This is a genomic window from Bradyrhizobium sp. 132, from assembly GCF_023074185.1.
Taxonomy (GTDB): Bacteria; Pseudomonadota; Alphaproteobacteria; order Rhizobiales; family Xanthobacteraceae; genus Bradyrhizobium.
On the sequence record NZ_JADPKY010000094.1, the window covers coordinates 288596 to 313173 of the forward strand.

A 24578-nucleotide genomic window follows, 5' to 3' on the forward strand; every position below is an offset into this window, starting at 1 on the left:
ATGATTCCTGGTCGCGCTTGCGTTCTTTAGTTTACGCTCGATCTTTTCGGAAAACCGCTGCGCACTTTTCCGGATCGTGCTTTGGAGGAGTTATCGATGTTCGATCTGACTGGCAAAAAGGCGCTCGTCACCGGCGCAACCGGCGGCATCGGCGGTGCGATCGCACAGGCGCTGCACGCGCAGGGCGCCACCGTCGCGATATCAGGGACGCGCAAGGAAGCGCTGGATGAGCTTGCCGGCAAGCTCGGCGAGCGCACCCATGTGCTGCCCTGCAATCTCTCCAAGGCCGACGAGGTCGAGGCGCTGGTGCCCGCGGCGGAAGCGGCAATGGGACAGGTCGACATCCTCGTCGCCAATGCCGGCATCACCCGCGACAATCTCTTCGTGCAGCTCCGTGACGAGGACTGGGAGGAGGTCATCAACATCAATTTGACCTCGACCTTCCGGCTTGCCCGCGCCGCCACGAAATTGATGATGCGCAAGCGCTTCGGCCGCATCATCGCCATCACCTCGGTGGTCGGCGTCACCGGCAATCCGGGGCAGGGCAATTATACCGCGTCGAAGGCGGGCCTGATCGGCATGATCAAGACGTTGGGTGCCGAATACGCCAAACGCGGCGTCACTGCGAACTGCATTGCGCCCGGCTTCATCAAGACGCCGATGACCGATGCGCTCAACGACAAGCAGCGCGAAACGATTCTGACCAAGGTTCCGGCCAATCGCCTGGGGACGCCAGAGGACATCGCGGCGGCTGCCGTCTACCTGAGTTCGAACGAAGCGGCCTACGTGACCGGCCAAACCATCCACGTCAACGGCGGCATGGCCATGATCTGACGCCTGATGCCGCTCCGCCCCCCTCAGGCGGCGCCGGATACGGCAAACGGCCGTTTCCGGAGCGAAATGAGGCTTGTAGTCAAGGCAATTGAAGTATGATAACCGGACCTTCAACGGATGGGCAAAGAACGCCATTGCAGGTTTTTGAAACCCTGTATATTGGCGATGCGGAGCCTTGGCCGTCATTCGCCGGGCCTGCATCGGTTAGGATGGGGCCAAATCAAAGTTTGTAAGCGAAGGCAGTCAACGACCACGACGGCTCGTATCGTCCCGGGGGGTCGGGTCTACAGGGAACAACACGAGGTTATGCAATGAGTGAGATTGGCGAGCGGGTTAAGAAGATCGTGGTCGAACACCTTGGTGTTGAACCCGAGAAGGTTGTCGACGCTGCGAGCTTCATCGACGACCTCGGCGCCGACAGTCTGGACACCGTCGAGCTGGTGATGGCATTCGAAGAAGAATTCGGCTGCGAGATTCCGGACGACGCCGCGGAGACGATTCTCACCGTCGGCGACGCCACGAAGTTTCTCGAGAAGAACGCGAAGAGCTAAGGCTCTTCATTTTCGCGGGGAAAACATTGAAACCGGACGGGCCGCCCAACAGCGGTCAGCCGGTTTCTTGTTATTGGCCGTGAATGTTTCGATGCGGAGTTTTCGGATATGAGGCGGGTTGTCGTCACGGGTCTTGGCATGGTTTCGCCACTCGGCTGCGGTGTCGAGCCGACCTGGAAGCGCATCCTCAACGGCGAAAGCGGCGCACGCAGGATCGAGAGCTTCGATGTCTCCGATCTTCAGACCAAATACGCCTGCACCGTCGTGCGCGGCGACGGGACGAACGACACTTTCGATCCCGATATCTGGATGGAGCCGAAGGACCAGCGCAAGGTCGACGACTTCATCATCTTCGGCATGGCCGCGGCCGGCCAGGCGCTCGACGATGCCAATTGGCATCCCGCGACCGAAGAGGACAAATGCGCGACCGGCACAATGATCGGTTCCGGCATCGGCGGCCTCAACGGCATCGCGGACACCGCGATCCTCCTGAATGAGCGCGGGCCGCGCCGGGTGTCGCCATTCTTCATTCCGGGCCGCCTGATCAATCTCGCCTCCGGCTATGTCTCGATCAAGCACGGGCTGAAGGGGCCGAACCACTCGGTGGTCACGGCCTGCTCGACCGGTGCACATGCGGTCGGCGATGCCGCCCGCCTGATTGCGCTCGGCGATGCCGACGTCATGGTCGCCGGCGGTGCCGAATCGCCGATCGGCCGCATCGGCATTGCCGGCTTCAACGCCGCGCGCGCGCTCTCCACCGGCTTCAACGAGACACCCGAGAAGGCCTCGCGTCCCTATGACAAGGACCGCGACGGCTTTGTGATGGGCGAGGGCGCCGGCGTCCTGGTCCTGGAAGAGCTCGAGCACGCCCGGCGCCGCGGCGCGAAGATCTATGCCGAGGTGGTCGGCTACGGTCTCTCCGGCGACGCCTATCATATCACCTCGCCGTCGCCCGATGGCGATGGCGCCTTTCGCAGCATGGCGGCAGCGCTCAAGCGCGCCGGCCTCACGGCGTCCGATCTCGATTACATCAACGCGCACGGCACCTCGACACCGCTCGGCGACGAGATCGAGCTCGGTGCGGTGGAGCGCCTGCTCGGCAACGCCGCCTCCAAGGTCGCGATGTCCTCGACCAAATCGTCGACCGGCCATCTCCTCGGTGCAGCCGGCGCGATCGAGGCGATCTTCGCCATTCTCGCGATTCGCGATAATGTCGTGCCGCCGACCATCAATCTGGACAATCCGTCGGTCGAGACTGCGATCGATCTCGTGCCGCATAAGTCGAAGAAGCGCGAGGTCAACGTCGCGTTGTCGAATTCTTTCGGTTTTGGCGGTACCAACGCGTCGGTAATCTTCCGGCGTCCGGTCCAATAGTTTGTGTTTTCGACGAATCCACCGATTTGCCGTATTCGGCGATAGTCATACAAGTGGGCGCGTGTACTTGGCCGGACAAGCGTTTGTCAGGCTGCAATTGAACCGGCAGGATTCAGGTTGCTTCGATGAGTGAAAGGCCGCCCATTTCGCCCCGGAGTCCGCGGGCAGCGCTCGAGCCCGAGCAGGTCCCGCCGCCGCCGAAGCGATCGGACCGCGCGCGCAATCCCTTCGTGATCGTCGGCAACGCCATCATCACCCTGCTGCTGATCGCGATGATCGGTGCGGGCGGCGTGTACTATTACGGCCGGCAAGTGCTCGAGGCGCCGGGACCGCTGAAGGACGACAAGATCGTCAACATCCCGCAGCGCGCCGGCAAGCGCGACATCGCCGAGACGTTGAACCGGGAAGGCGTGACCGACGTCAATCCGTGGGTATTCATCGCCAGTGTCGCTGCGCTGAAGGCGAGTTCGGATCTCAAGCCCGGTGAGTATTCGTTCCAGAAAAACGCATCCTTGCGCGACGTCGTCGCCACCATCGTCGAAGGCAAGGTGGTGCAGCATGCCGTGACGGTACCGGAGGGCCTGACCTCCGAGCAGATCGTGGCGCGGCTGTCCGACAACGACATCTTCACCGGCAGCGTGCGTGAGCTGCCGCGCGAAGGCACGCTGTTGCCCGAGACCTACAAATTCCCGCGCGGGACGCCACGTGATCAGGTGGTCCAGCGTATGCAGCAGGCGCACAAGCGCGTGCTGACCGAGATCTGGGAGCGCCGCAATCAGGACATTCCGGTCAAGAGTCCGGAGCAACTGGTGACGCTGGCCTCGATCGTCGAAAAGGAAACCGGCAAGCCCGACGAGCGCAGCCGCGTCGCCGCGGTGTTCGTCAACCGCCTGAAGCAGCGGATCAAGCTGCAGTCCGATCCCACGATCATCTATGGCCTCGTCGGCGGCAAGGGCACGCTCGGCCGTCCGATCAAGCGCAGCGAGATCACGCAGCCCTCGCCCTACAACACCTATGTGATCGAGGGCCTGCCGCCGGGGCCGATCTCCAATCCCGGCCGGGCCTCGCTCGAGGCCGCCGCCAACCCGGCCCGCACCCGCGACCTCTATTTCGTCGCCGACGGGACCGGCGGCCATGCGTTCACCGAGACTTACGACGCGCATCAGAAGAACGTCGCCAAGCTGCGTGCGATGGAAAAGCAAATCCAGAACGACACGGTCGAGCCGGCCGAGGACGCGCAGCCGCCGGCCGCCGCCGCGCCCGGCGCCGCCGATACGCCGACGGCGACCACGCCGGCGCGCCCCAACCAGCAGAAAAAGCCGCCGGCGGTTCGTCCCGCCAGTCCAGCGCCGGCCCGGCAAGGCGCGGTGCAGCCCTCGCCCCCGGTGGTCCAGCGCTAGGCCTGCGCGCAGACCTGCCCACGGGACTTTGCGCATTCCACTTTCCTGCAAAATAGTCTTAAGATTCGCGTGGCTTGATGGCCCCGCGAATCCCGTGCTTCTGGAGAAATTGACCTGATGGCGTTGTCGTCCATGACCGGCTTTGCCCGAAGCCACGGCGCGAGCGGGCCGTATACGTTCGAATGGGAATTGAAGTCGGTCAACGCCAAGGGCTTTGACCTGCGCGTGCGGCTGCCGCAGGGGTTTGACGAGCTGGAGGCCCACGCCAAGAAACGCGCCGCCGAGCTGCTCTCGCGCGGCACCGTCTACGCCAATCTGACCGTCAAGCGCGCCAATGCCGCCACCACGGTCCGCGTCAACGACGACGTGCTGAACGCCGTCCTGAAGGCCGCCGCCGTGATCGCCGGCAAGGTCGATGCAGTCGCACCAAGCGTCGACGGGCTTTTGTCCATCAAGGGTGTCATTGAGGTCGCCGAGCCCGAGGGCGACGAGGAGGAGGACAAGGCCGCGCGCGCCGCGGCCGCCGACGCCTTCGACAAGGCGCTCGCCGAACTTGTCGGGATGCGCAAGCGCGAAGGGACTTCGCTGGGGCAGATCCTGATCCAGCGGGTGGACGAGGTCGAGCAGCTTGCGAAAAAAGCCGAGGCCGCGCCCGGCCGCAAGCCCGAGGCGATCAAGGCCAGGCTCGCCGAGCAGATCGCGACGCTGCTCGACACTTCAGACCGTTTCGATTCCGACCGCCTGATGCAGGAGGCGATCCTGATCGCGACCAGGGCCGACATCCGCGAGGAGCTCGACCGCATCGCCTCGCACATCGCGCAGGCGCGCGAGCTGATCGGCAAGGGCGGCCCGGTGGGGCGCAAGCTCGACTTCCTGGCGCAGGAGTTTCACCGCGAGGTCAACACCTGCTGCTCGAAGTCGAACGACATCGAACTGACCAATACGGGGCTCGCCATGAAGAACGTGGTCGAGCAGTTCCGCGAGCAGGTCCAGAATCTGGAGTGATCGATGACGATTGGCGGTCACGGAACTGACGGTGTCGAGCGGCGTGGATTGATGTTCGTGCTGTCCTCGCCGTCGGGCGCGGGCAAGACGACGCTGTCGCGCATGCTGATTGCGGAGACTCCAGGTCTCCAGATGTCGGTGTCCGCAACAACACGGCCGATGCGGCCGGGCGAGGTCGATGGGAAGGACTATTTCTTCGTCGATCAAAAACGCTTCGAAACGATGGTGCAGGCTGGTGAGCTACTGGAATCGGCTCACGTCTTCGGGAATCGTTATGGCACCCCGCGAGGTCCGGTCGATGCTGCGCTAGCGTCTGGGAACGATGTGTTGTTTGACATCGATTGGCAAGGGACCCAGCAACTCCGCGATCGTTCAGGAAAGGATGTCGTTAGCGTTTTTATCCTTCCGCCGTCGGTTGCTGCACTTGAGCAGCGCCTGCATACGCGTGCGCAGGATTCAGATGAGGTCATTCGCGGCCGCATGAAAAAAGCGGGCGACGAAATGAGCCACTTCGACGCTTACGACTATATCGTTGTCAACGACAACATTGGCCTCGCATTCGAGGCTGTGCGTTCGATCCTTCGCGCCGAGCAGCTTAAGCGCGAACGCCAGGTCGGACTTGAAGGCTTCGTGCGGGGTCTACGTAATCAGCTCGAGAAATAGCTGGCTGCCTCAGCCGCGGCCCTTCCTGCGCCAGCCGTTCCAGCATCGCCGTGATCACGTCGACGTCGACAGCGTCCTCGATTTGCACACCATCATCGCGAACGGCCGGCTCTTCGTCAGTGACGTCGTTGGCCGCGAGCCGCGGCGTTGCGGCCTCGATCTCGAATTCTCCGTTGAACATGTCGGCGTCGTCGAACGCTGCGGCCTCGTCGCGGGCCTGCGGTGCTCGTGCGTGGATCACATCGATCTCGCGATCGATCGCGGCGAGCTGTACCGTCTTGAGCGGCGCGGCCTGCGGACGCACGGCATCGAAATCGACCGGGCGCGGCTGCTGCGCGCGCGGCGCGCCGGCCGGCGCTGCGTTGAGCCAGGGCGCGCGGCCGTCGTCGTGATCGTGCGGCTCAAAATTGTCCCAGTTGACGCGGCGATGGTCGGCGGCCTGGACGCGTCCGCGTCCGCCGGCGAACCGATAGATGATGCTGGCGAGGATGCCGGCAAGTGCCAGCGCGCCGCCGATCGCGAGCAGAAGCATCTGAAGTGAGCCGGTCGGCTTGTCGGCGGAGCTGTCGGCCGCAGCCAGAGCCATCGGAGCAGGGGATTTCGCCGGCTTCGCGCTCGGCTGCGCGGCAGCCGCGACAGGGGCGGGCGATGGCTGCACTGCGGGCGTGACGGACGCCGCGGAGGCATCGGGCCAGCGCGCGTCGACGGCGGGCTGCTGCGCGTTGGTGTCAGCGGAGGGGCTCGCAGCTTGTTGCATCGGCGCCGCCGGCGTCTTCGGCGCGGCAATGCTCTGCGGCGTCAGATATTCGGCGCGCGCATCCTGCACCGGGTGTTGCTGCGGCGCGGCTGAATCTGCTGTCGGCGTATCGGCCGCAACCCGTGCGGTTTGTGTGGCCTTGCCGCCTTCGGCGCGCAGATACCAGCACTGCCGCTTGGTCCCGCGCTCGCGGCGATAATGCCAATGCTGGCCCTGCGGCGCGGCGCCCTTTGGCGAGGCAAGGCAGTCGCTCGCGGCATTTGCCGTGCTCGGTGCCGTCGGTGCATTCTGCGATACGGCGGCCAGAGGCGCGCCGGCAATGATGCTGCCCGCGAGGGCGGATATGAACTTTGCGGTGCGGTTGCCCATCCTGGTCTCCCGATTACGCCTGACGCAACTCGTTACCTTCCCTTTGTCGTCAAAGACTTGGGTGGCAATGAGCCGCGAATCCGGAGAGGATGTGGCTTGAATCGGGCCTGCGCGGCATTCGTTCCGCCGCGGAATCACACTTTTTCGCTGCGACTGCTTGCTCAAGGTCTCGGTTCCGCCGCAGCCGTCCGAGCGGCGGACGGTTCCAGAGCCGCTGCAGGCACCGAGGGGGCGGGAGCCCGGGAAGGGAGCATGGTTGCACGTTCCCGCGGCAGGTTTTGCCCGAGTCTTGCTTTTGTTCATCGCCCAATGGAGGCCAAAGGGCGCAGGGAAGGCCGGGCGCCGGCGGCACCCGTTGGTCCGTGCGCGACAAGAGTGCACACGGGGTGGACCGATGGGTGGCCGATCGCCCGGCCTTCCCTGCGCGGATGGTTTTAACGGTGTCCTTCGTGCTCTCCCCGGGGAGCGATGCACTATTGCCCCCGTCGCCCTGCGGATGACTGATGCGCACGCCCGGTCGGGCCGCGACATCACCGCTGGACTTGACGCACAGACCCCGGGCGTCAGGACCACACGACTTCTCCGTCCGCGGACGGTCCCGCCTGATCGTCAAGGGCTTGCGTGTGCTCACCCCTGACAATCGACCAGCCCGCTCTCCAGCGCCGTGTCGTACCGCGTCGCGTGAGGACTCACGGTTGCCCGCCCTGTCATCACGCCGCCCGCGCCGACGCTGCCGCGTCCACCGCCATCCGGCCCGCATGTCGTGACGATCGCGAACGCCCCTTTGGCAGGGCCAGGATCAGTGCTGTATGCCACAAATCCGAAATTCGGAAAAGTGAAATCTTTTTACGCGGAGGGCTTGACCGGGTGTTTTGCCCGACGCGTCAGCCCGGTCGCGAATGACCCAAATCGGGCTTGGAGCCACCTGAAACCGCTTGTCATCCGCTGGCAAGAACAATGTCAAAATGCGCGACCAACGCATGCCTCTCAAGGCGTGATGGCGAATCTTGCAGAGTAACGATCAACCTTTCCGGATGCGGAGCCGCATTGAGCCAGCGGTCGGTCACGTTTTCTCCTTCGCCAGCGAAATACAGCTGGGTTACCAGGCAATCGAACCGCCCCTCGACGGCGAGGTGAATGTGCGGTGGCCTGACGTCGCCTTCTGCCGTCGGATAGCGACCCGGTTTGACCGTACGAAAGCTGTAGTGCCCGGCCGCATCCGTTGTGAGACGCGCGAAGCCTTTGAAATTGGGATCGAGCGGCGCCGGGTTGATGTCACTCGGATGACGATATTTCCCCGCTGCGTTGGCTTGCCAGATGTCGATGCGTACATGCGGCACCGGCGCCCCCCAACGCGTGAGCACACGTCCGCTGACATGGATGAGCTGGCCCAGTGCCTCAGCGGTGCTGCCGCTTGGACGCGCCAGATCGGTTGCCAGATCGGGGCACTGCGAGACCGGATAGAACGGGCCGACAATCTGCGGCGGCGTGATCGCCAATGCTGCTGCATCGCGGCCACTCGTTTGGGTTTTGGATGTGGTCTGGCTCATCAAGGTAGCTTGATATCCGCATCCTTCACGACCTTCGCCCAGTGGGCGATGTCAGTCCGGATTCCCTCACCAAATTCTGCAGCGGTGCCACCCACGGCTACGGCTCCTATTTTGTCGAGCGCGGCGTGGATCTTCGGTTCGACAAGGACCTTGTTAATTGCCTTGTTGAGCTGCGACGTTATTTCTGCAGCCGTACCACGCTTGGCTGCAAAGCCGATCCAATCGGCTGTCACCAGATCGGGAAGGCCTGCCTCGACCACAGTGGGAACGTTGCCCAGGGCAGCGATCCTGGTGGGGGCTGTGACGGCAAGCGCTCGCAACTTGCCGGTCGCAATGAGGTCAATAACTGGAAGCGTGGTGACAAACATGTATTGGACGTTGCCGCTCATCAGATCGGTGATTGCTTGGGAGAACTGCTGGTAGGGCACGTGGGTGGCGTGCACGCCCGCCTGCAATGCAAACATTTCGCCGATGAGATGCGACGGAGTGCCGAAGCCGGCGGAACAGAAATTGAGCTTCCCCGGCTTGCTCTTGAGCAGCGCCACCAGATCGGACAGCGAGCCGACCGGCAAGGAAGGCGTTGTAACGAGCACAGTGTAGGATTTCGATATCTTGATCACCGGATCGAAATCCACATCCGGCCGTACATCCGCCTTCGGAAGCAGAGACGGAGTGACTGTCATCGGAAGGCTCATGGTCAGCAGTGCATAGCCGTCCGCCGGACGGCCGCTCACGTCGTTCATGGCAATGGTCTGCAACCCACCCGGGCGATCTTCCACCACAAGCCGCCAGCCTTCATTGGCCGCGAGCTCGTCGGCGACCATGCGGCTGATAATGTCGGGCGGTGTGCCCGCACCGGTAGGAACGACAATCCGTATGAGATTGGACGGATAAGGTTGCGCGACGACCTTCCCGGGCAGCAACAATCCCGCGAGGCTGCCGAGCAAGAAGGTGCGACGGGCTACATAAATGTTCGACATGGCTGCTCCAAACCTTGGCGGTGGAGGTGACCGCGGATTGGAGCTTGTCCTGCAGACCTATATATGAAAAGTTCTATTTTCCGATACTTCTATTCCATTTTAGAAAGGATCGCATGCTCAATGCATCCCAGATTAGCCATCGGATCAAGCTGCGGCAGCTGAACGTGTTTATCGCCGTCGTGGAATACGGGAGCATGGCGAAAGCGGCCGAGCACCTTGCCATTTCACAGCCTGTCATATCCAAGATGATCGCGAGCCTGGAGCAAACGATCGGCCTTCCTCTTCTAGAGCGCAGCCGGCTCGGTGTTGAGCCGACGCTTTATGGCAAGGCCTTACTCAAGCGTAGCATTGCGTTGTGCAACGATTTGCGGAGCGGTGTGGACGAGCTGCAATCGCTCGCTGATCCCGCGATGGGTGAATTGCGCATTGGCAGCACCGAGCCCGTCATGGCTGGATTACTGCCCGCCATTATTGACCGGCTGTCCCGGCAATACCCGAGGCTCGCGCTTCACATCATCGAGGGCGAACCGCCTGAGCTTCAGGATCGCCATCTGCGCAATCACGACATCGACCTCATGATAGGGCGCCTGCCGAGCTCGACGCCGGCTGCCGATACCGATGTTGAGGTGCTGCTGCACGAAAGCGGTGTCGTTGTTGCAGGCTTGCACAGTCCGTGGGTGCGGCGGCGCAAGATCCGCCTCGACGAGCTGGTCAACGAGCGTTGGTGCCTGCCGCCGCGCGAAAGTTTTCCGGGCGGTTGGATTGCCCGCGCATTTCACGCCTCCGGACTGGAGGTGCCACGTGCCAGCGTAACCGTGTATTCGATCCTTATGCAGTCAGCGTTGCTTTCGTCGGAACGATTCCTGAGTTTCCTTCCGGCATCGATGTTGCACTTCAGCGCGAAGCGGCTGTCGATGAAGGTCTTACCCGTCGAAATGCCTATTCAGATGTGGCCGGTAGGGATCGTTGCGCTTAATGGCAGAACGCCAAACCCTGCTCAGCGGCTGCTCGTCGAGTGCGCTCGAGAGGTAGCGAAGCCGCTCGCAGGTAAGCGAAACGCCTCGCCCAATCGACGAAATTGACCGATTGTTCTTCTGCTTCTGCCACATCGCGTCGCCTGGGCGCGCTGGGCAACGGGCTTGAATGGCACTCGTTCGCGACGCTGGCGACATGGGGCATGACGCTGGTGATCCAGCGGACCGAGCACCGCGATACCCAGGCGACTCACGCCAAGCTCGACGAGCTGCTCAAGGCCAGCGGCCGCGCCGATCTGATGAAGGTCGATGACAAAGACGCCGAGCGGGTCGAGAAGGAGCGGGAGGAGATTCGACGGAGCGGGTAGCGCGTGCGGCGCCCCAGCTGGCGGCGCATTCACCCGCCTCGGTCAGGCCAGATAATCCGGCGTGAAATCCGCGAGCGTGCGGAGTTGGTCGGGTTGCAGCAGCTCGATCTCGCTTCCCTCCCAGGCAATCAATCGGCGCTGTCTCAGTTCCTGGATGGTACGATTGACGTGGACGATCGACAATCCGCTGGCATCGGCAACGTGCCGCTGCGTCATCGGTATCTGGAAGCAGCCTTCCGCCGCAAGCCCAACCGTCTCCAGTCGTGTCGCCAGTTCGCAGATCAGGTGCGCCACCCTTGAGAGCGCCGCCTGCCCGCCGAGACGCGCGACCCACTGCCGCGAGATCGCCGTCAGAGAGGTCCGCGATCGCCTGGAGCCGCTGGATGAATTTGGCGTGGCGTGTGTTGGCCGTGGGTGCAGTCATTCGTCCTTCGATGCTGGCGCGGAACGGAACTCGCGGATGGCGCGGGCCAATTCCCAGTCCGACATCGGCCGGCTCGGCTCCTCGTGCGCGGCCTCCCGCGAGATGTCCCTGATCCTGCCCGAAGCTTTGCTTGGGCCCCAGCTGAGCAATCCGCAAATGCGCTCCAGTACGGTCGTGTAACTCATGAGAGGAGGCGGCCCATTCCGCATTCGGGATTGATGAGAGTCAGGATCCAGACCGTTGCCGACGCACTTAGCAACCAGTCCCGTCGATGCGAGTTCTAGTCCGCGAGATTCTTGCCAGATGTATCAATTGATACAGTGGGCACCTTTTTTTCGCGGACCCTGTGCATGGAAAAAGCATATGACGTGCTGATCCGGAACCTGTGCGAGCACACCGCGCTCGCGCTGGAGGACATCGCCGAGATCCGCGCGCTCACCTTCATGCTGCGCGAGGTCGCGCCGAACGAGGATTTCATCCGTCAGGGCGATGAGCCCGAACATTCGGCACTGGTCGTCACAGGCATGATCGCGCGCTACCATCTGCTCGGCAGCGGGCGGCGGCAATATCTTGCGTTCCATCTGGCCGGCGACCTGCCCGATGCGCAGGGTCTGTTCATCGACCAGATGGATCACGGCTTGAGTGCGTTGGGGCCAGCCTCGATCGCCTTTATTCCGCATCGCCAATTGTTCGCTGCCTTCCGGCGGCGGCCGACCTTTGCTCTGGCGGTCTGGCGCGAAACGCTGCGCGATGCCTCGATATTTCGCGAGGCCATCACCAACAACAGTGCGCGGCCGATGCAGGCGCGCATGGCGCACCTGTTCTGCGAGCTGTTCTACCGCGCCCGCGCCGCGCAGCTCGTCCGCGGGAATCGCTGCCGCCTGCCGATCAGCTTGGCGCAGCTCGGCGAGACGCTGGGCATGGCGATCGCGACGGTGAACCGGACGCTCGCCGACCTCAGGCGGAGTGGGACCGTGGACTTGCGCGACAGCGAGCTGATCGTCCTGAAATGGCGCGAATTGCAGCGGCTCGGAGACTTCAGTCCGATCTATCTGCACCTCAAGCGTCAGTCGCCGCCGTTAGCGTGAGGCCGCAAAGTGTCAGCCGTCGGCAGATGCCGCCCGCCCAGCACTTCGTCGAAATGCTTCTTCACCCAATCGTTGCAACGGCAGGCTCTGGCTTCGAGCGCCGGCGCGTCGAGGATCAGGATGGCGCCACGGCGGGTCGCGAGGATCCGCCTCGCCTTGAACATCTGGATGACGCGGCTGGCATAGCTGCGGGACACGCCGAGCATGCCGGCGAGCTGCTCGTGGGTGAGGGGGATCTCGGGGCCGCCGATGTGCTCCTGCGCCGAGATGATCCACTTGGCGGCACGCTGCTCGATCGAATGGGCGGCGTTGCAGGCCGCGGTCTGGAGCAGCTGCGCGAACTGGCAGTCGGCATAGCGCGAGAACACCTGATGGAGCGTGGCCGACCTCTGCTGGGCCTGCTCGAGCCCGCGCAGCGGCAGCCGCATCAGGGTGCCGCCCAGCTTCACGACGATGCGCGAATAGGCGAGCGAGGCGCTGCGGCCGGCGGCAATGCCCACCGCGCCCTCGTGCCCCACCAGCAGGCTTTCGACCTCGCGATCGTCCTCGACCGGCACCGCGAACGACACCAGAGTGGAGCCGCAAGGAAAATGAACCGCCGTCATCTCGTCGCCGGCGTGATGCAGGATGTGGCTTGCCTCGAGTTCGACCGGCTGGAGGTGAGGCGCGAGCAGCTCGAAATCCGGATAACTGAGCCGCTGGAGAAGATCGTTCTGGGGCCAACCGGTCACATGACTTGCTCTGGCCGGGAATCGGCACCAGCCAGAACCCTACGTTTCCGTAACGAGGCCGACGGTTCCAAAGTGCACACAAAGCGTTTTTCGGGCGTTGAAAAGTTGGCCTCTCACTTGCGGAATCCGGAAGTCGGTAGGGCCGCGTGGCGCGGCCGAACCGGAGGCATTCAACTTCATGAACTCTGTGCAGGAGTGCACACAGCAGGCACGCGGATCGGCGTAGCGTCCTCGTCGCGGGAGCGACGCACCCCGCGCGCTCCGCCCGACGGACCGCCGGCCTATACCTGTACGCCGCGGAGCCGGCGGTCCCGAGTGCGGCGGCGACGTTCGTCACCCGAAGCGGGCTTCGCAGTCGTGCGCGGACCGCACTTTGGCTGCATGCGCGCGATAGGCATCGATCGCCTTGTTGGCGAGCATCAACTGCCGGCGTTCGCCGGTCCTGAGCTGGGCTTCGATGGCGTCGAGAAGGACGTTCGCGGACTCGTCCGGAGGGCCGAGCTCTCCGCTCTGCTCCAGGAAGCTCCAGGCGATGAAGAATGCGCTTTCGACGGTGCAACGAATGGACATGCGCTGCCAACGCAAGGCGGCCGCCGACGTTCCGCGCCCAAGGCGAGGTGCCGCGAACTAACGCGGGTGTCCGCGCTAGTTCAGCGAGGTGCTGATCGCGCTGAACTTCTTGTTCAGTGTCGAGCCAAGGTTGTTGACGACGGCGATGATCGCGAGCGCGATGCCGGCGGCGATCAGGCCGTACTCGATCGCGGTGGCGCCGGATTCGCCGGCGAGAGGTGGCGAATGGTCTGCATGGTCTTGCGAGAATTGTCTTGCGAGAATTCCAGGAAGGAGCTGGCGAGGACCATATCCGCGGGCGGTGGGTTCCCCAATTCGGAACCGCACCTTGCGTCAATCGCGATCATCGAAGCGGGCGGCGGGAGATCGATCCCGCCGCCACGACCGCTCGATCCTTGCGTCGCTAATTCTTCAGCACTATGCGGCCGACGACCTTGCCGGCGCGCAATTCGTCGATCCATGTCTGGACGTCGCCCATCGGCTCCTCGCGCATCGGCGTCGGCTTGATCTTGCCGGCGCGGGCGAGCGCCATCAGCTCCTGGGCCTCGGTGAGCGTGCCGACCATGAAGCCCTCGATGGTCATGCGCTTGTAGACCCACTGCACCATCGGCAGCGTGAACTGGCCGCCCATAAGGCCGGAGACTACAATCTTGCCGCCGCGCGCCGCGACGGCGACCGCGAAGGCCATCGACTTCTCGTTGCCGGCGAAATCGACGATCTCGTCGAAGCCGCCCTCGGTCTCCTTGAGGATGCGCTTGACCACGTCGGGCTCGGCCGGATCGTAAGCCACCGCCGCGCCGTTCTTCAGCGCGGTCTCGCGCGCGGCGCTGCTGAGGTCGGCGACCGAGATCGGCTGCTTGAACATGGCCTCCGCAAAGGAAAGGCCCATCATGCCGACACCGCCGAGGCCGATCAGCAGGAGGTTGCGCTGGCGCGGACGGTCGACCAGGCGCTTGAGCGCACCGTAGGCGGTGACGCCGGAGCACATCAGGGTCGCAGCCTGGTTGACGGGCAGGGGGTCGTAGTCGAGCAGATATTTCGCGTCGGGCACCAGCACGTGGGTGGCGAAGCCACCGTCGATGGAGACGCCGAGAAAGCGCTGTTTGGCGCAGAGGTTCTCGTCGCCATTGGCGCAGTCGCGGCACTGGCCGCAGCCGATCCACGGAAACACCGCCTTCTTCTGACCTAGGAGGCCGGTCGCTACCTCCGGACCAACTTCGTCGACCACGCCGGCGATCTCGTGGCCGAGCGTGAAGGGCAGCGTCATGCCGCGCGTGGTATCGAGCTTCTTGCCGCCGCCGAGATCGGCATAACCGTCCTGGATGTGCAGATCGGAGTGGCAGAGGCCGCAGCGCTCGATCCGCACCAGCACCTCGCGCCCTGTCGGCTTTGGCGTGTCAACGATGGTCTCGCACAGCGGCGCATCGAACTTGACCAGGGACTGCCGACGCATCAACGCCATATTTCTTCCTCCGGAATTTCTGTCTTAGTTTTCGTTTCGTATATCCGCCAATTCACGCGCCATGGCAACAAAGCCGGAAATCGGAATGGTCTCCGCGCGCCGCGTCGCATCGACGCCGGCCGCTGCGGCGAGCCGCGCGGGATCGGCGCCGAGCGACTTCAGGCTCTGGCGCAGCATCTTGCGGCGCTGGCCGAAGGCGGCGGCCGCGACCTGTTCGAGCAGCTTGCGGTCGCAGGCGAGAGGCTGTTCGCGCGGTGTCAGTCGTACGACCGAAGACGTGACCTTCGGCGGCGGCACGAAGGCGGTCGGCGCGATGTCGAACAGGATCTTGGTCTCGCAGCGCCAGTTGGCGAGCACGCCAAGGCGGCCAAAGGCCTCCTCGTCCTCGCGCGCCACGATGCGTTCGCCGACCTCGCGCTGGAACATCAAGACCATCATGTCGTACCAGGGCGGCCAGGGCTCGGTGGTGAGCCAGCCGATCAGAAGGTGGGTCGCGATGTTGTAGGGCAGGTTGGCGATAATCTTTGCTCGTTCGCCTGATAGCAGCGGGCGCGGGTCGAAGGTTGTGGCGTCGCCATGCACGATCTCCAGACGGCCGGGATAGCGCGCGGAAATATCCTGCAAGGCAGGAATAGCACGCTCGTCATGCTCGATGGCGATGACGCGTCTGGCGCCGAGCGCGAGCAGCGCGCGCGTCAGTCCGCCCGGGCCGGGACCGATCTCGACGACGGTGGAGTCCTCGAGCGGAGCCGCCGCACGGGCGATGCGCGCGGTGAGATTGAGGTCGAGGAGGAAATTCTGGCCGAGCGATTTGCGTGCCGACAGATCGTGCTGGCGAATGACCTCGCGAAGCGGCGGGAGGTCGTCGATCGCGCTCATCGGATTTTCGCAGCCGCCATCCGGCTCGCAAGCCTCAACGCCGCGATCAGGCTTGCCGGATTGGCTTTGCCGGTGCCGGCGATGTCGAAGGCGGTGCCGTGGTCGGGCGAGGTGCGGATGAAGGGCAGGCCGAGCGTGACGTTGACCGCGTCGTCGAATGCCACCGTCTTGATCGGGATCAGCGCCTGGTCGTGGTACATGCAGACGGCGCAGTCATAGCTGTTTCGCGCGGCTTCGTGAAACATGGTGTCGGCAGGAAGCGGTCCCTTCGCCTCGATGCCCTCGCTGCGCAACGCCTTGAGCGCCGGCGCGATCACGGTCTGCTCCTCGTGGCCGAGCGAACCGTCCTCGCCCGCATGCGGATTGAGGCCGGAGATCGCGATGCGCGGATTCGAGATGCCGAAGCGGGATTTCAGTTCGGTTGCGACGATGCGCACGGTCGAGACGATCAGCTCGCTGGTGAGCTGGGCCAGCGCATCGCGCAAGGAGACGTGGATGGTCACGGGCACCACGGCGAGCCGCGGCGACCACAGCATCATCACCGGCTGCGGCACGCGGCCGTCTTCCGCGGCGAGTTCGGCGAGGAATTCGGTGTGGCCGGGATGGCGGAATCCGGCGCGGTAGAGCACGCTCTTGGCGATCGGGTTGGTGACGACGGCGCCGGCGCGACCCTCGCGGACGTCAGTGACCGCCTGGCGGATCGAGGCGAGCGCGGCCGGGGCGCTCGATGCGTCGGGCTTGCCGGGCTCGGCGCTCGCGGGCTCGCCGGTCGCAACCACGGGCAGGGCCTCGGCGAAGACGGATAAGGCCCCGCTGGCGCTCACCGAGGCGATCCTGACGTCGGCGCCGAGCGCCTTGGCGCGGCGGGCGATCAGCGCCTCGTCGCCGAGTAGGTAGAAGGCGGGCAGGTCCAGTTCGCGGCGCTTGAGCCAGGCTGCGATGGTGATGTCGGGGCCGATGCCGGCAGGCTCTCCCAGCGTCAGGGCGAGGGGCTTGGCTGGCTGCCTGGCCATCAGCGGTTGCGATATTCGATCATTGCGGCCCTGCGGAGGTCATCGAGATAGGTCTTCTGGGTCTTCTCGTACTTCTCCTGATACATCTTCTCGCGGACCTCGCGCTTCTTCGGCGTGTCGATCATGGTCGGCTTGCGCGAGCACAGCACCACCATCTCGATGCCCGCCTTGGTCGCCTCGGGCGCGGTCAGGTGGCCGATCGGCGTGTCGTCGAGCACCTTGCGTAGCGCCTCGGGCAGTTCCGCCGTGGTCTTGGTGACGGTGTCGCGGATGGTGGCGTTCGGCGTGGAACGGAACAAGGAATTGGCTTCTTCGCAGCTTCCGACGCGCAAGCGATATTGCTCTGCTTCCTTGTGCCGCGTCTCCAGGAATGCCGGCGACGAGCCGCGCGGCACGATCAGCACGATCGGCTGCATCTTGTATTCGGTGCCCTCGATCTGAAGCTTGTCGCCGGTCTGGGCCTGCACGGCCTGCGCGACGTCCTTCTCGCCGACCATCAGCTTCTCCTTGAAGCGGCCGCGCACGAGGCTTGTCCAGACCATCTCGGCCTTCATGCGGGTCTTCAGGGTTTCGGGGCGGACGCCCTTGATTTCGAGCGATTTGGTGAGCTGGTCCGGCGAGATGCGCATGCGCTGCGCCATGCCCTCGTAGGACTGGTTGATGTCGGAGACGCCGGGGTCGACGCCGTATTTCTTGCCTTCCTTCAGCTTCACCCGGTCGTCGATCAGCTCGTTGATGACGTCCTGACGGGCCGGCATCTTCTGCGTCGTCAGCTGGTCGAGCTTGGAGCGCTGCTCGATGTCGAAGTCGGTGATCGGATCGCCGTTGACCATCACGACGATGTTCTGCGCGCCCGAGGGCGTGCCGGCCAGGAGCAGGGCGGCGAGAACGAGGAGCAGGCGGAAGACAGGCAATGGCATCGTCATATTTGTCGCTCGCATGTCAGCCGCGGTGATCCTGCGATCGGGAACACGCGGCCGTCACTTCAAACCGTTCACTGGAGGCCGCCGCCGGAACTGCTGGCCGTCGATGTATTCGCCAGCGTGCGCAGGCCGATCTGGAACATGATCGCGTGGTTCAGCACGGGCGGCGTCGAGCCCGCGGAATAGCTATACGCAGTTACGTAGTTCAAGCCGAGCACAAAACAATCGTCGACATAGCCGGCACCGAGCACATACTGGTTGATCTTGTTGGCCTCCAGGTCCCAGCGCGCCGAGCCCGTGACCACCCAATTGGCCGCGACCTTGATCGAGCCCGACGTCAGGATGCCCTCGCGGCGGGTCAGATAGCCGAGTTCCGGCTGCGCCGCGTAATTGCCGTACAGCATGCTGATCGACCAGCGATTGAAGTTGGCGCGGCCTTCCGCCTCGAAGCGCTGGACGTTCCAGGTCTGCTCGTCCATGCGGGAGCGGACGCTGAACGTATAGGTGCTGTTGGGCGAGTAGGCGGCGCTCGCCACATAGTCGGAGCGCGGCCTTTGCAGGCCGGAATCCACGCCGGTATTGATGGAGTCCTGGACCGCGAAGGAGTTCATGCCGAACAGCTGGTAGGACTGGCCGAACAGCACCTTGACGGCGCCGCCCTTGTCGAACTGCGTGGTGGACTGCACGCCGACATTGGCGCGGCCGCCGCCCTCGACGCGGTCATAGCCGGAAAACTTGTCGACGCTGAACAGGTTCGAGGCGTCGAACACCATGCTCTGGGCGTCCTCGTTGGGGAGCTTGCCGGCATAGGTCTCGTTCGGCCGGATGATGACCTGCGCGATCGGTTCGATGGTGGTCGAGCCCCAGGGCTGAATGTTGATGAAGGGGTAGCGGTATTCGAGACCGACAGTCGGCATCAGGCGGAATGCCTGAGTGTCGCCGACGGGAAGATAGTTCGACACGCCCGGCTGGTTGGAGACCGAGGAGTTGATCGCATCGGCGCGGAGAATGGCGAACGGAGTCCAGATTTCACCGAACGGATCGGTGTAGGATTTGCGCCACTGCGCTTCGGCCGTCAGGCGGGTGTAGGTGCCCGGGAAGCCGCGTAGCAGGCACTGCGACGGCGTGCGCGCGAGCGGATCGGCCGACGTCGTCGTGCACAGGCTGTTGGTGTTGGCGAGCGTCGTGATCGGATCGAACACCGCGGTGTCACGCGACAGGTTCACGAAATTGGTCTTGTAGCTGAACTCGCCGCCGAACACCGGATAGTTCAGCACGTTCGAGTAATCGATCACGGGGTAGACGACCGGGACCTGGCTCTGGTTGCCCGAGTAACTCAGCCAGTACATCGTGCGCGCGTCGAAGAAGCTGCGATTGCCGACACCGGTCAGATAAAGCTGCGAGAGCGCATCCGTCGGCAGATACAGGAACGAGCCCAACGGATCGCGATATTGCGACAACCGGTAGTCCGAGAAGAAGTAATAGTCGGACATGAGGACGCCGTCCCAGCCCCAGACCCACTTGTCGTTCAGCGCGAACTGACCCTTGGTGTCGACGGCGCCGCGGAACTGCTTGTCGCCGGGCTGGCCGGCGAGCGCGCTCGGATCGAGCTGGTCGATGCCGTAGACGCGGATCTGATAGGCGCCGTCCATCAGGCGCTGGCGGAACTCGGCCTGGAACAGCACGCCCTGCTTGGACGTGATGCGCGGGTTGAAGGTCGCGTCCATGTCGGGCGCGATCGCCCAGTAGAACGGAACCTCGACGCCGTAGCCGAACGGCGTGTTCGACGTGAAGCCCGGCATCAGGAAGCCGGACTTGCGCTTCACGGTCGGGTCGGGCGTCGAGAAATAGGGCATATAGGCGATCGGCACGCCGAAGAATTCGAGCTGCGCCGTCTCGAAATACAGCATCTTCTCCTGCTGGTCGTGGATGATGCGCGCACCCTTGACCTGCCACAGCGGCGGCTTCTTCGGATCGTTCTTGCACGGCGCGCAGGCGGTGTAGACGCCGTTCTCGAACACCGTGTAGTTGCCGCTGGAGCGATCGGAGCGGCTCGCCGCCATGCGGGTCTGGTCGGCCGTGTCCACGCGCAGCGAATCGACGAAACCGTCACGGTAATCGTCGGAGAGATCCAGGATCTCGGCATAGGTGATCTTGCCGTCGGCATCCGTCATGCGGATGTTGCCTTCGGCATGGAGCCGCTTGGTCTTCTGGTCGTAGATGACCTTGTCCGCCTCGACGCTGGTGCCGTTATAGAACAGCTGGACGTTACCGACCGCGGAGACGCGCGAATTGTTGTAGTCGTAGTCGACCTCGGTCGCCTGAACCAGCATCTGGTTGTCGTTGGCGACCTTCGGCGGCTTCGGACGCGGCGGCAGCGGATTGTAGGTGAAGCCCTGGGCGGAGGCCGGCGCCACGACGGCAACGTCGATCAGGCCACCGAGCGATGCCACGGCGGCGACAGCAAGCAGGAACCTGCGAATGGACAAGCCAAACCCGTTCGCGCGCACCAATGTGCGCCGCGTCCAACGAGACACGGGTCCTTGGTGGACGGCCGTCACTATCCGTCCTCCTGATACAGCAAGGCCAAAAAGCCGGTGAGGCCGCCCACCACCACGGGCAACCACGCCGCAGCGATCGGATGCATCAACTCAGCCTTGCTCAAATCTTCAGTCACTTTCGACAAAACGTAGAGCAGAAAGCCTGCGCCCACGCCACTCAAAACCATCTTCTGTACGCCGCCCATCCGGAAGAAGCGCAACGACACGGAGGCCGCTAGCATCACCATTGCTGCAAGCAAAAACGGCTGCGCCAGAAGCTTCTGATACTGGAGTCGGTATCCGGCTGTCGCGAAGCCCGAGCTTTCGGAGGAGCGGATGTAGCTCGGTAGTTGCCAAAAGGACACAGTCTCGGGTGTGGAAAAACTGTTGCGGACCTGTGCCTCGGTCAGCGTCGTCGGAATCTCCAGGCTGGCCTGGTCGATCGGCGGCGAATCCAGCGAGAAGCGGCGGACGCCCTTGAACAGCCAACGGCCGGACTCGAGCGTCGCCTCGCGCGCCTCGACGCGTTCCTTGAAGTGCTGCTCCGTGTCGAACCGGAACAGCGTGAGCCCCGTGAGCCGGATGCCCTGCTGCTCGCTGCGCGCCGCGTTGATGATGGTCTGGCCGTCATTGGTGACTTGATTGAGCCAGAAACCGGAGGCGTCCTGAATGCCGCCGCCGGGCGCAGAGCCGAACAGCTCGGCTTCCATGCGCTTGGAGAGTTCGCGCAGATTGGCCGACATCGGATTGTAGGCGACGGTGGCGATCACTCCGATCAGCAGCGCACTGCCGAGCGCCGGCGAGATGAATTGCCATGCGGAGACGCCAGCGGCGCGCGCGACCACGAGCTCGAGCCGGCGGGAGAGGGCGAGATAGCAGGTCATGGCGCCGATCAGCATGCAGAACGGCGTCAGCTTCTCCAACAGCTGCGGCACGCGGAACAGCGAGGTCTCGGCCACCATGACCGCGGAGGCGGATGCAAGGCCCGAGGTCTTGCGCACCATCTCGATGTAGTCGACCAGCACCAGCAGCAGGAAAATGCTGGCGAACACGCCGAGCGCTGCGACCACGAAACGGCCGGCGAAATAGCGCCCGAGTGTGTTGGTGAGCATGCTCATGCGGTAGCCGGCCGTCCGAACAGCCGCGCGATGCGCGCGTTCGACCTGTTGATGGCCTCCATGAGGCGCGGCGGCGGTTCGACCACGAGGCCGCCGATGATGATCGCCAGCCCGATGCCGATGGCACCAAAGACCATCGCATATTGGACCAGCACCGCGCCCGGCGATTTCACGGCCACCACCGAGCAGGCGAAGCCGGCCATGCGCAGGCCGAACACGGCGAGGATCGAGGAGCCGATCGAGAAATTGCGGCTCTGGCGGGTGGTGCGTGGCGCCCCCAGGAACGCAAAGGTCAGCACGGCAAAGGCGAACGGATAGATCGGCGCCAACAGGCTGTCATGCAAGGCCGAGCGGAACTGGCCGGGAATCTGCTTGTAGACAGGGTCGTCTTCGGATGGTGAGAGCAGCTCCCAGAGATAACGCTCGCGGATGCCGAGGGCGACGTCGCGGCCCTGGCCCGAGAACTTCGACATGTCGAAGCCGTAGCGGCCGAACGCCACCAGCGCGGGATCGCGCTTGCCGGCCTCGAAGCGCTGGAGATTGCCGGTCTCCAGCACCAGGAACGATCCGGTGTCGTTCTTCACGACTTCGCCGTGCTCGGCGACGATCGAGACGCGCTCGTTCGGATCGCGGCGGTCGTCGATGAAGATGCCGGCGAGGATGCCGCCGGGCTGACGTTCGCGAATCCGGATCGTCAGGTTCTTGTCGAGCTGGGCGAAGCGGCCGGGCTGGAGGATGTTTGTGAGCACGTCGGCAGTGATCTCGGCGTCCCACTGCTTGATCCGCCGCATGCCGTCGGGGGCGAGATAGGCCGCGATGAAGGCGACCAGCAGCGCCACCACGCAGGTGGCGTAGAAGAACGGATAGAACAGCCGGAACGGCGAGAAGCCGGCGGCATTCATCACGATGATCTCGGAATCGGTCGCGAGCTTGTTCAGCGTATGCGAGATCGCGATCATCAGCGCGATCGGCGAGATGATCAGGACCAACGCGGGCACGACGAGGCTGGTGATGCCGAGGAAGGTCAGGATGGTCTGACCCTGGCTCGTCATCAGGTCGATGCCGCGCAACGCCTGCGTAATCCAGATCACGCCCGTCAGGCTGACCAAGACCAGCGCAAACGACGCGAGCGTCGTGCGGAAGATATACCTGTCGATTGACCCCATGCGCTACCGCACGAATCCCACCAAGTCCCCAACGTCGGCCGTAATTTCGGCTGTCCAACCAATCCCCGCGAGGGGATCCCCAAGGTCGGCCAACCGTCTCTTCCAGCAGCTTACTCTCTCACTACCATCCCTTTGATCCGTCAACAAAATGGCCGCCCCGTGGCACCCTCAACATATGGTTAACATTTCCCTCGTTGTGGCCTCGCGGCCACGGGGGTGCTTGGCATCTGCCGGGCCCCTAGCCCATAGTACGGCAGACTCAGTGAATCGCCGTTCAGCTCCGGCCCGTGGCCGGGACCGCCGATCGGCAAAAAGCCCCATGTTTTGGAGGAGTTACCTATGTCCGATGCCATCAAGGTCGGCATTGTCCCGTTGTCTACCGCCGTCCGTAACATCATGGTCGTGTTCTGCGACGACGGTCTGAAGCTCGGCCCGGCGACCGTCAAGGCGCTCGGCGGGGCAATCGAACTCGTGAAGCGGGCCGCCTCCGCCGCCGCCTTCAAAGGCAAAAGCGGCGCCGCGCTGGACATCCTGGCGCCGGAGGGGGTGAGGGCCACCCGGCTGATCGTGATCGGTGCCGGCAAGGTGGCCGGCCTGAAGGCGAACGACTTCCTCAAATTCGGCGGCGTGGCGGCGAGCAAGCTTCCCGCCGGAGCCGCGGCCATGACCATCATGGCGGAACTGCCCAATGGCGCCATGACGAGCGAGCAGGCGGTTGCGATCGCCTCGGGCCTGCGGCTGCGCAGCTACAAGTTCGACCGCTACAAGACCAAGAAGAAGGACGGCGAGGAGGACGGCTCCAGCGCCGACATCTCGCTTGCCGTTGGCGATGCCGCCGCCGCGAAGAAGGCGTTTGCATCGGCCGGTGCGATCGTGGACGGCGTGATCATTGCGCGCGACCTTGTCAACGAGCCGCCGAACGTTCTTTTTCCTGAGGAGTTCGCGCGCCGCGCGGGCTTGCTCCGCAAGCTCGACGTCAAGATCGAGGTGCTCGACGTCAAGGCGATGGACAAGCTCGGCATGGGCGCGCTGCTCGGCGTCGGTCAGGGCTCGTCGCGGCCGAGCCGGACCGTGATCATGCGCTGGGACGGCGGCAAGAAGGGTGAGGCACCGGTTGCCTTCGTCGGCAAGGGCGTCTGCTTCGACACCGGCGGCATTTCGATCAAGCCGGCCGGCAGCATGGAGGACATGAAGGGCGACATGGGAGGCGCGGCCTGCGTCGTCGGCCTGATGCATGCGCTCGCGGCACGCAAGGCCAAGGTCAACGTCGTCGGCGCCATCGGCCTCGTCGAGAACATGCCCGACGGCAACGCCCAGCGCCCGGGCGACATCGTCACCTCGATGTCGGGCCAGACCATCGAGATCATCAACACCGACGCGGAAGGCCGCCTAGTGCTTGCCGATGTGCTCTGGTACGTCGCCAAGAAAACCAAGCCGAAATTCATGGTGGATCTGGCGACGCTGACCGGTGCGATCGTGGTCGCGCTCGGCACCGACCATGCCGGCATGTTCTCCAACAATGACGAGCTTGCCGAGCGGCTGCTGGCGGCCGGGATCGAGAGCGGCGAAAAGGTCTGGCGCCTGCCGCTCGGCCCCGAATACGACAAGCTGATTGATTCCCAGTTCGCCGACATGAAGAACACCGGCGGCCGCCACGGCGGCTCGATCACCGCGGCGCAGTTCCTCCAGCGTTTTGTCGACGGCACGCCCTGGGCGCATCTCGACATCGCCGGCACCGCCATGGGCGCGCCGAAGACCGACATCAACCAGAGCTGGGGAAGCGGGTATGGCGTCCGTCTGCTCGACCGTCTGGTCGCCGACCATTACGAGCGCAAATGA

The 24578-nt window shown here is 64.1% G+C and carries 24 protein-coding genes; 10 read left to right on the forward strand and 14 right to left on the reverse strand.

Annotated features, from left to right (window positions below; genetic code table 11):
- Nucleotides 1-96 precede the first annotated feature (96 nt).
- The 6 genes from fabG (at nucleotide 97) to gmk (ending at nucleotide 5827) form a co-directional block, all read left to right on the forward strand.
- Nucleotides 97-834, forward strand: coding sequence for a 3-oxoacyl-[acyl-carrier-protein] reductase (gene fabG, locus IVA74_RS17380; protein WP_247346302.1), 738 nt, complete (start codon nucleotides 97-99; stop codon nucleotides 832-834).
- 311 nt (nucleotides 835-1145) lie between these two features.
- On the forward strand, nucleotides 1146-1385 hold the full coding sequence (locus tag IVA74_RS17385; RefSeq protein WP_006020277.1) for an acyl carrier protein: 240 nt from the start codon (nucleotides 1146-1148) through the stop codon (nucleotides 1383-1385).
- Between the two features lie 108 nt (nucleotides 1386-1493).
- Nucleotides 1494-2759 (forward strand): beta-ketoacyl-ACP synthase II, encoded by a 1266-nt coding sequence (gene fabF, locus IVA74_RS17390; RefSeq protein WP_247346305.1) that lies wholly within the window; start codon nucleotides 1494-1496, stop codon nucleotides 2757-2759.
- 125 nt (nucleotides 2760-2884) lie between these two features.
- The gene (gene mltG, locus IVA74_RS17395) at nucleotides 2885-4159 is read left to right on the forward strand and encodes an endolytic transglycosylase MltG (protein WP_247346308.1); all 1275 of its coding nucleotides are present in this window, start codon (nucleotides 2885-2887) and stop codon (nucleotides 4157-4159) included.
- A gap of 117 nt (nucleotides 4160-4276) precedes the next feature.
- Complete coding sequence (locus IVA74_RS17400) at nucleotides 4277-5164, forward strand: YicC/YloC family endoribonuclease (protein ID WP_247346310.1); 888 nt, start codon at nucleotides 4277-4279, stop codon at nucleotides 5162-5164.
- Between the two features lie 3 nt (nucleotides 5165-5167).
- Nucleotides 5168-5827 (forward strand): guanylate kinase, encoded by a 660-nt coding sequence (gmk, locus tag IVA74_RS17405; RefSeq protein WP_247346312.1) that lies wholly within the window; start codon nucleotides 5168-5170, stop codon nucleotides 5825-5827.
- Here gmk and IVA74_RS17410 read toward each other — a convergent pair.
- The 3 genes from IVA74_RS17410 to IVA74_RS17420 form a co-directional block, all read right to left on the reverse strand.
- Nucleotides 5760-6953 (reverse strand): hypothetical protein, encoded by a 1194-nt coding sequence (locus IVA74_RS17410; protein ID WP_247346314.1) that lies wholly within the window; start codon nucleotides 6951-6953, stop codon nucleotides 5760-5762. The two genes, gmk and IVA74_RS17410, sit on opposite strands and share 68 nt — an antisense overlap.
- 938 nt (nucleotides 6954-7891) lie before the next feature.
- Nucleotides 7892-8503 (reverse strand): protocatechuate 3,4-dioxygenase, encoded by a 612-nt coding sequence (locus IVA74_RS17415; protein ID WP_247346317.1) that lies wholly within the window; start codon nucleotides 8501-8503, stop codon nucleotides 7892-7894.
- Entirely contained in the window at nucleotides 8503-9483 is a 981-nt protein-coding gene (locus IVA74_RS17420; RefSeq protein WP_247346319.1) for a tripartite tricarboxylate transporter substrate-binding protein, read from the reverse strand. Before IVA74_RS17420 ends, IVA74_RS17415 begins: the two co-directional genes overlap by 1 nt.
- Before the next feature lie 113 nt (nucleotides 9484-9596).
- Here IVA74_RS17420 and IVA74_RS17425 point away from each other — a divergent pair, with 113 nt between their 5' ends.
- Both IVA74_RS17425 and IVA74_RS40970 read left to right on the forward strand, forming a co-directional pair.
- The gene (locus IVA74_RS17425; RefSeq protein ID WP_247346321.1) at nucleotides 9597-10565 is read left to right on the forward strand and encodes a LysR family transcriptional regulator; all 969 of its coding nucleotides are present in this window, start codon (nucleotides 9597-9599) and stop codon (nucleotides 10563-10565) included.
- Complete coding sequence (locus IVA74_RS40970) at nucleotides 10562-10825, forward strand: low affinity iron permease family protein (RefSeq protein ID WP_256467597.1); 264 nt, start codon at nucleotides 10562-10564, stop codon at nucleotides 10823-10825. The genes IVA74_RS17425 and IVA74_RS40970 overlap by 4 nt, the downstream gene beginning before the upstream one ends.
- A 42-nt stretch (nucleotides 10826-10867) precedes the next feature.
- Here the strand turns inward: IVA74_RS40970 and IVA74_RS17435 are convergent, their stop codons facing one another.
- Nucleotides 10868-11119 carry a helix-turn-helix domain-containing protein gene (locus IVA74_RS17435; protein WP_247346325.1) on the reverse strand — a complete coding sequence of 84 codons (252 nt, stop codon included), beginning with the start codon at nucleotides 11117-11119 and terminating at the stop codon, nucleotides 10868-10870.
- A 480-nt stretch (nucleotides 11120-11599) separates the two neighbouring features.
- On the opposite strand from IVA74_RS17435, the gene IVA74_RS17440 reads away from it, so the two are divergent.
- Nucleotides 11600-12337: a Crp/Fnr family transcriptional regulator gene (locus tag IVA74_RS17440; RefSeq protein WP_247346327.1), complete on the forward strand. Its 738-nt coding sequence runs from the start codon at nucleotides 11600-11602 to the stop codon at nucleotides 12335-12337.
- On the opposite strand, the gene IVA74_RS17445 is transcribed toward IVA74_RS17440, so the two are convergent.
- The 10 genes from IVA74_RS17445 to lptF all read right to left on the reverse strand — a co-directional run bounded on the left by IVA74_RS17445 (nucleotide 12316) and on the right by lptF (nucleotide 22739).
- Nucleotides 12316-13068, reverse strand: a complete 753-nt coding sequence (locus tag IVA74_RS17445) for a Crp/Fnr family transcriptional regulator (protein WP_247346329.1) — start codon at nucleotides 13066-13068, stop codon at nucleotides 12316-12318. The genes IVA74_RS17440 and IVA74_RS17445 overlap by 22 nt on opposite strands.
- Before the next feature lie 333 nt (nucleotides 13069-13401).
- The gene (locus tag IVA74_RS17450; protein WP_247346331.1) at nucleotides 13402-13638 is read right to left on the reverse strand and encodes a hypothetical protein; all 237 of its coding nucleotides are present in this window, start codon (nucleotides 13636-13638) and stop codon (nucleotides 13402-13404) included.
- A gap of 75 nt (nucleotides 13639-13713) precedes the next feature.
- Nucleotides 13714-13827: a Flp family type IVb pilin gene (locus tag IVA74_RS17455; protein ID WP_247346784.1), complete on the reverse strand. Its 114-nt coding sequence runs from the start codon at nucleotides 13825-13827 to the stop codon at nucleotides 13714-13716.
- 214 nt (nucleotides 13828-14041) lie between these two features.
- Complete coding sequence (locus tag IVA74_RS17460) at nucleotides 14042-15100, reverse strand: alcohol dehydrogenase (RefSeq protein ID WP_247346333.1); 1059 nt, start codon at nucleotides 15098-15100, stop codon at nucleotides 14042-14044.
- Nucleotides 15101-15124: 24 nt separating this feature from the next.
- Nucleotides 15125-15979: a 16S rRNA (adenine(1518)-N(6)/adenine(1519)-N(6))-dimethyltransferase RsmA gene (gene rsmA / locus IVA74_RS17465; RefSeq protein ID WP_247346335.1), complete on the reverse strand. Its 855-nt coding sequence runs from the start codon at nucleotides 15977-15979 to the stop codon at nucleotides 15125-15127.
- Nucleotides 15976-16992 carry a 4-hydroxythreonine-4-phosphate dehydrogenase PdxA gene (gene pdxA, locus IVA74_RS17470; RefSeq protein ID WP_247346337.1) on the reverse strand — a complete coding sequence of 339 codons (1017 nt, stop codon included), beginning with the start codon at nucleotides 16990-16992 and terminating at the stop codon, nucleotides 15976-15978. Before pdxA ends, rsmA begins: the two co-directional genes overlap by 4 nt.
- Nucleotides 16992-17918, reverse strand: a complete 927-nt coding sequence (locus tag IVA74_RS17475) for a SurA N-terminal domain-containing protein (protein ID WP_247346339.1) — start codon at nucleotides 17916-17918, stop codon at nucleotides 16992-16994. Before IVA74_RS17475 ends, pdxA begins: the two co-directional genes overlap by 1 nt.
- A gap of 68 nt (nucleotides 17919-17986) precedes the next feature.
- Entirely contained in the window at nucleotides 17987-20476 is a 2490-nt protein-coding gene (locus IVA74_RS17480; protein WP_247346341.1) for an LPS-assembly protein LptD, read from the reverse strand.
- Nucleotides 20476-21573 (reverse strand): LPS export ABC transporter permease LptG, encoded by a 1098-nt coding sequence (lptG, locus tag IVA74_RS17485; protein ID WP_247346343.1) that lies wholly within the window; start codon nucleotides 21571-21573, stop codon nucleotides 20476-20478. The genes IVA74_RS17480 and lptG overlap by 1 nt, the downstream gene beginning before the upstream one ends.
- On the reverse strand, nucleotides 21570-22739 hold the full coding sequence (gene lptF, locus IVA74_RS17490; RefSeq protein WP_247346345.1) for an LPS export ABC transporter permease LptF: 1170 nt from the start codon (nucleotides 22737-22739) through the stop codon (nucleotides 21570-21572). The genes lptG and lptF overlap by 4 nt, the downstream gene beginning before the upstream one ends.
- 339 nt (nucleotides 22740-23078) lie before the next feature.
- Here lptF and IVA74_RS17495 point away from each other — a divergent pair, with 339 nt between their 5' ends.
- Nucleotides 23079-24578, forward strand: a complete 1500-nt coding sequence (locus IVA74_RS17495; protein ID WP_247346347.1) for a leucyl aminopeptidase — start codon at nucleotides 23079-23081, stop codon at nucleotides 24576-24578.

What these genes read in the sequence shown, in the direction of transcription:
- rsmA (WP_247346335.1), bottom strand. Translation starts at nt 15,979, where the DNA reads ATGAGCGCGATCGACGACCTCCCGCCGCTTCGCGAGGTCATTCGCCAG.
- IVA74_RS17475 (WP_247346339.1), bottom strand. Translation starts at nt 17,918, where the DNA reads ATGACGATGCCATTGCCTGTCTTCCGCCTGCTCCTCGTTCTCGCCGCC.
- pdxA (WP_247346337.1), bottom strand. Translation starts at nt 16,992, where the DNA reads ATGGCCAGGCAGCCAGCCAAGCCCCTCGCCCTGACGCTGGGAGAGCCT.
- IVA74_RS17460 (WP_247346333.1), bottom strand. Translation starts at nt 15,100, where the DNA reads ATGGCGTTGATGCGTCGGCAGTCCCTGGTCAAGTTCGATGCGCCGCTG.
- IVA74_RS17420 (WP_247346319.1), bottom strand. Translation starts at nt 9,483, where the DNA reads ATGTCGAACATTTATGTAGCCCGTCGCACCTTCTTGCTCGGCAGCCTC.
- lptF (WP_247346345.1), bottom strand. Translation starts at nt 22,739, where the DNA reads ATGGGGTCAATCGACAGGTATATCTTCCGCACGACGCTCGCGTCGTTT.
- IVA74_RS17450 (WP_247346331.1), bottom strand. Translation starts at nt 13,638, where the DNA reads ATGTCCATTCGTTGCACCGTCGAAAGCGCATTCTTCATCGCCTGGAGC.
- fabF (WP_247346305.1), top strand. Translation starts at nt 1,494, where the DNA reads ATGAGGCGGGTTGTCGTCACGGGTCTTGGCATGGTTTCGCCACTCGGC.
- IVA74_RS17425 (WP_247346321.1), top strand. Translation starts at nt 9,597, where the DNA reads ATGCTCAATGCATCCCAGATTAGCCATCGGATCAAGCTGCGGCAGCTG.
- gmk (WP_247346312.1), top strand. Translation starts at nt 5,168, where the DNA reads ATGACGATTGGCGGTCACGGAACTGACGGTGTCGAGCGGCGTGGATTG.
- IVA74_RS17415 (WP_247346317.1), bottom strand. Translation starts at nt 8,503, where the DNA reads ATGAGCCAGACCACATCCAAAACCCAAACGAGTGGCCGCGATGCAGCA.
- IVA74_RS17440 (WP_247346327.1), top strand. Translation starts at nt 11,600, where the DNA reads ATGGAAAAAGCATATGACGTGCTGATCCGGAACCTGTGCGAGCACACC.
- lptG (WP_247346343.1), bottom strand. Translation starts at nt 21,573, where the DNA reads ATGAGCATGCTCACCAACACACTCGGGCGCTATTTCGCCGGCCGTTTC.
- IVA74_RS17385 (WP_006020277.1), top strand. Translation starts at nt 1,146, where the DNA reads ATGAGTGAGATTGGCGAGCGGGTTAAGAAGATCGTGGTCGAACACCTT.
- fabG (WP_247346302.1), top strand. Translation starts at nt 97, where the DNA reads ATGTTCGATCTGACTGGCAAAAAGGCGCTCGTCACCGGCGCAACCGGC.
- IVA74_RS17495 (WP_247346347.1), top strand. Translation starts at nt 23,079, where the DNA reads ATGTCCGATGCCATCAAGGTCGGCATTGTCCCGTTGTCTACCGCCGTC.
- IVA74_RS17410 (WP_247346314.1), bottom strand. Translation starts at nt 6,953, where the DNA reads ATGGGCAACCGCACCGCAAAGTTCATATCCGCCCTCGCGGGCAGCATC.
- mltG (WP_247346308.1), top strand. Translation starts at nt 2,885, where the DNA reads ATGAGTGAAAGGCCGCCCATTTCGCCCCGGAGTCCGCGGGCAGCGCTC.
- IVA74_RS17400 (WP_247346310.1), top strand. Translation starts at nt 4,277, where the DNA reads ATGGCGTTGTCGTCCATGACCGGCTTTGCCCGAAGCCACGGCGCGAGC.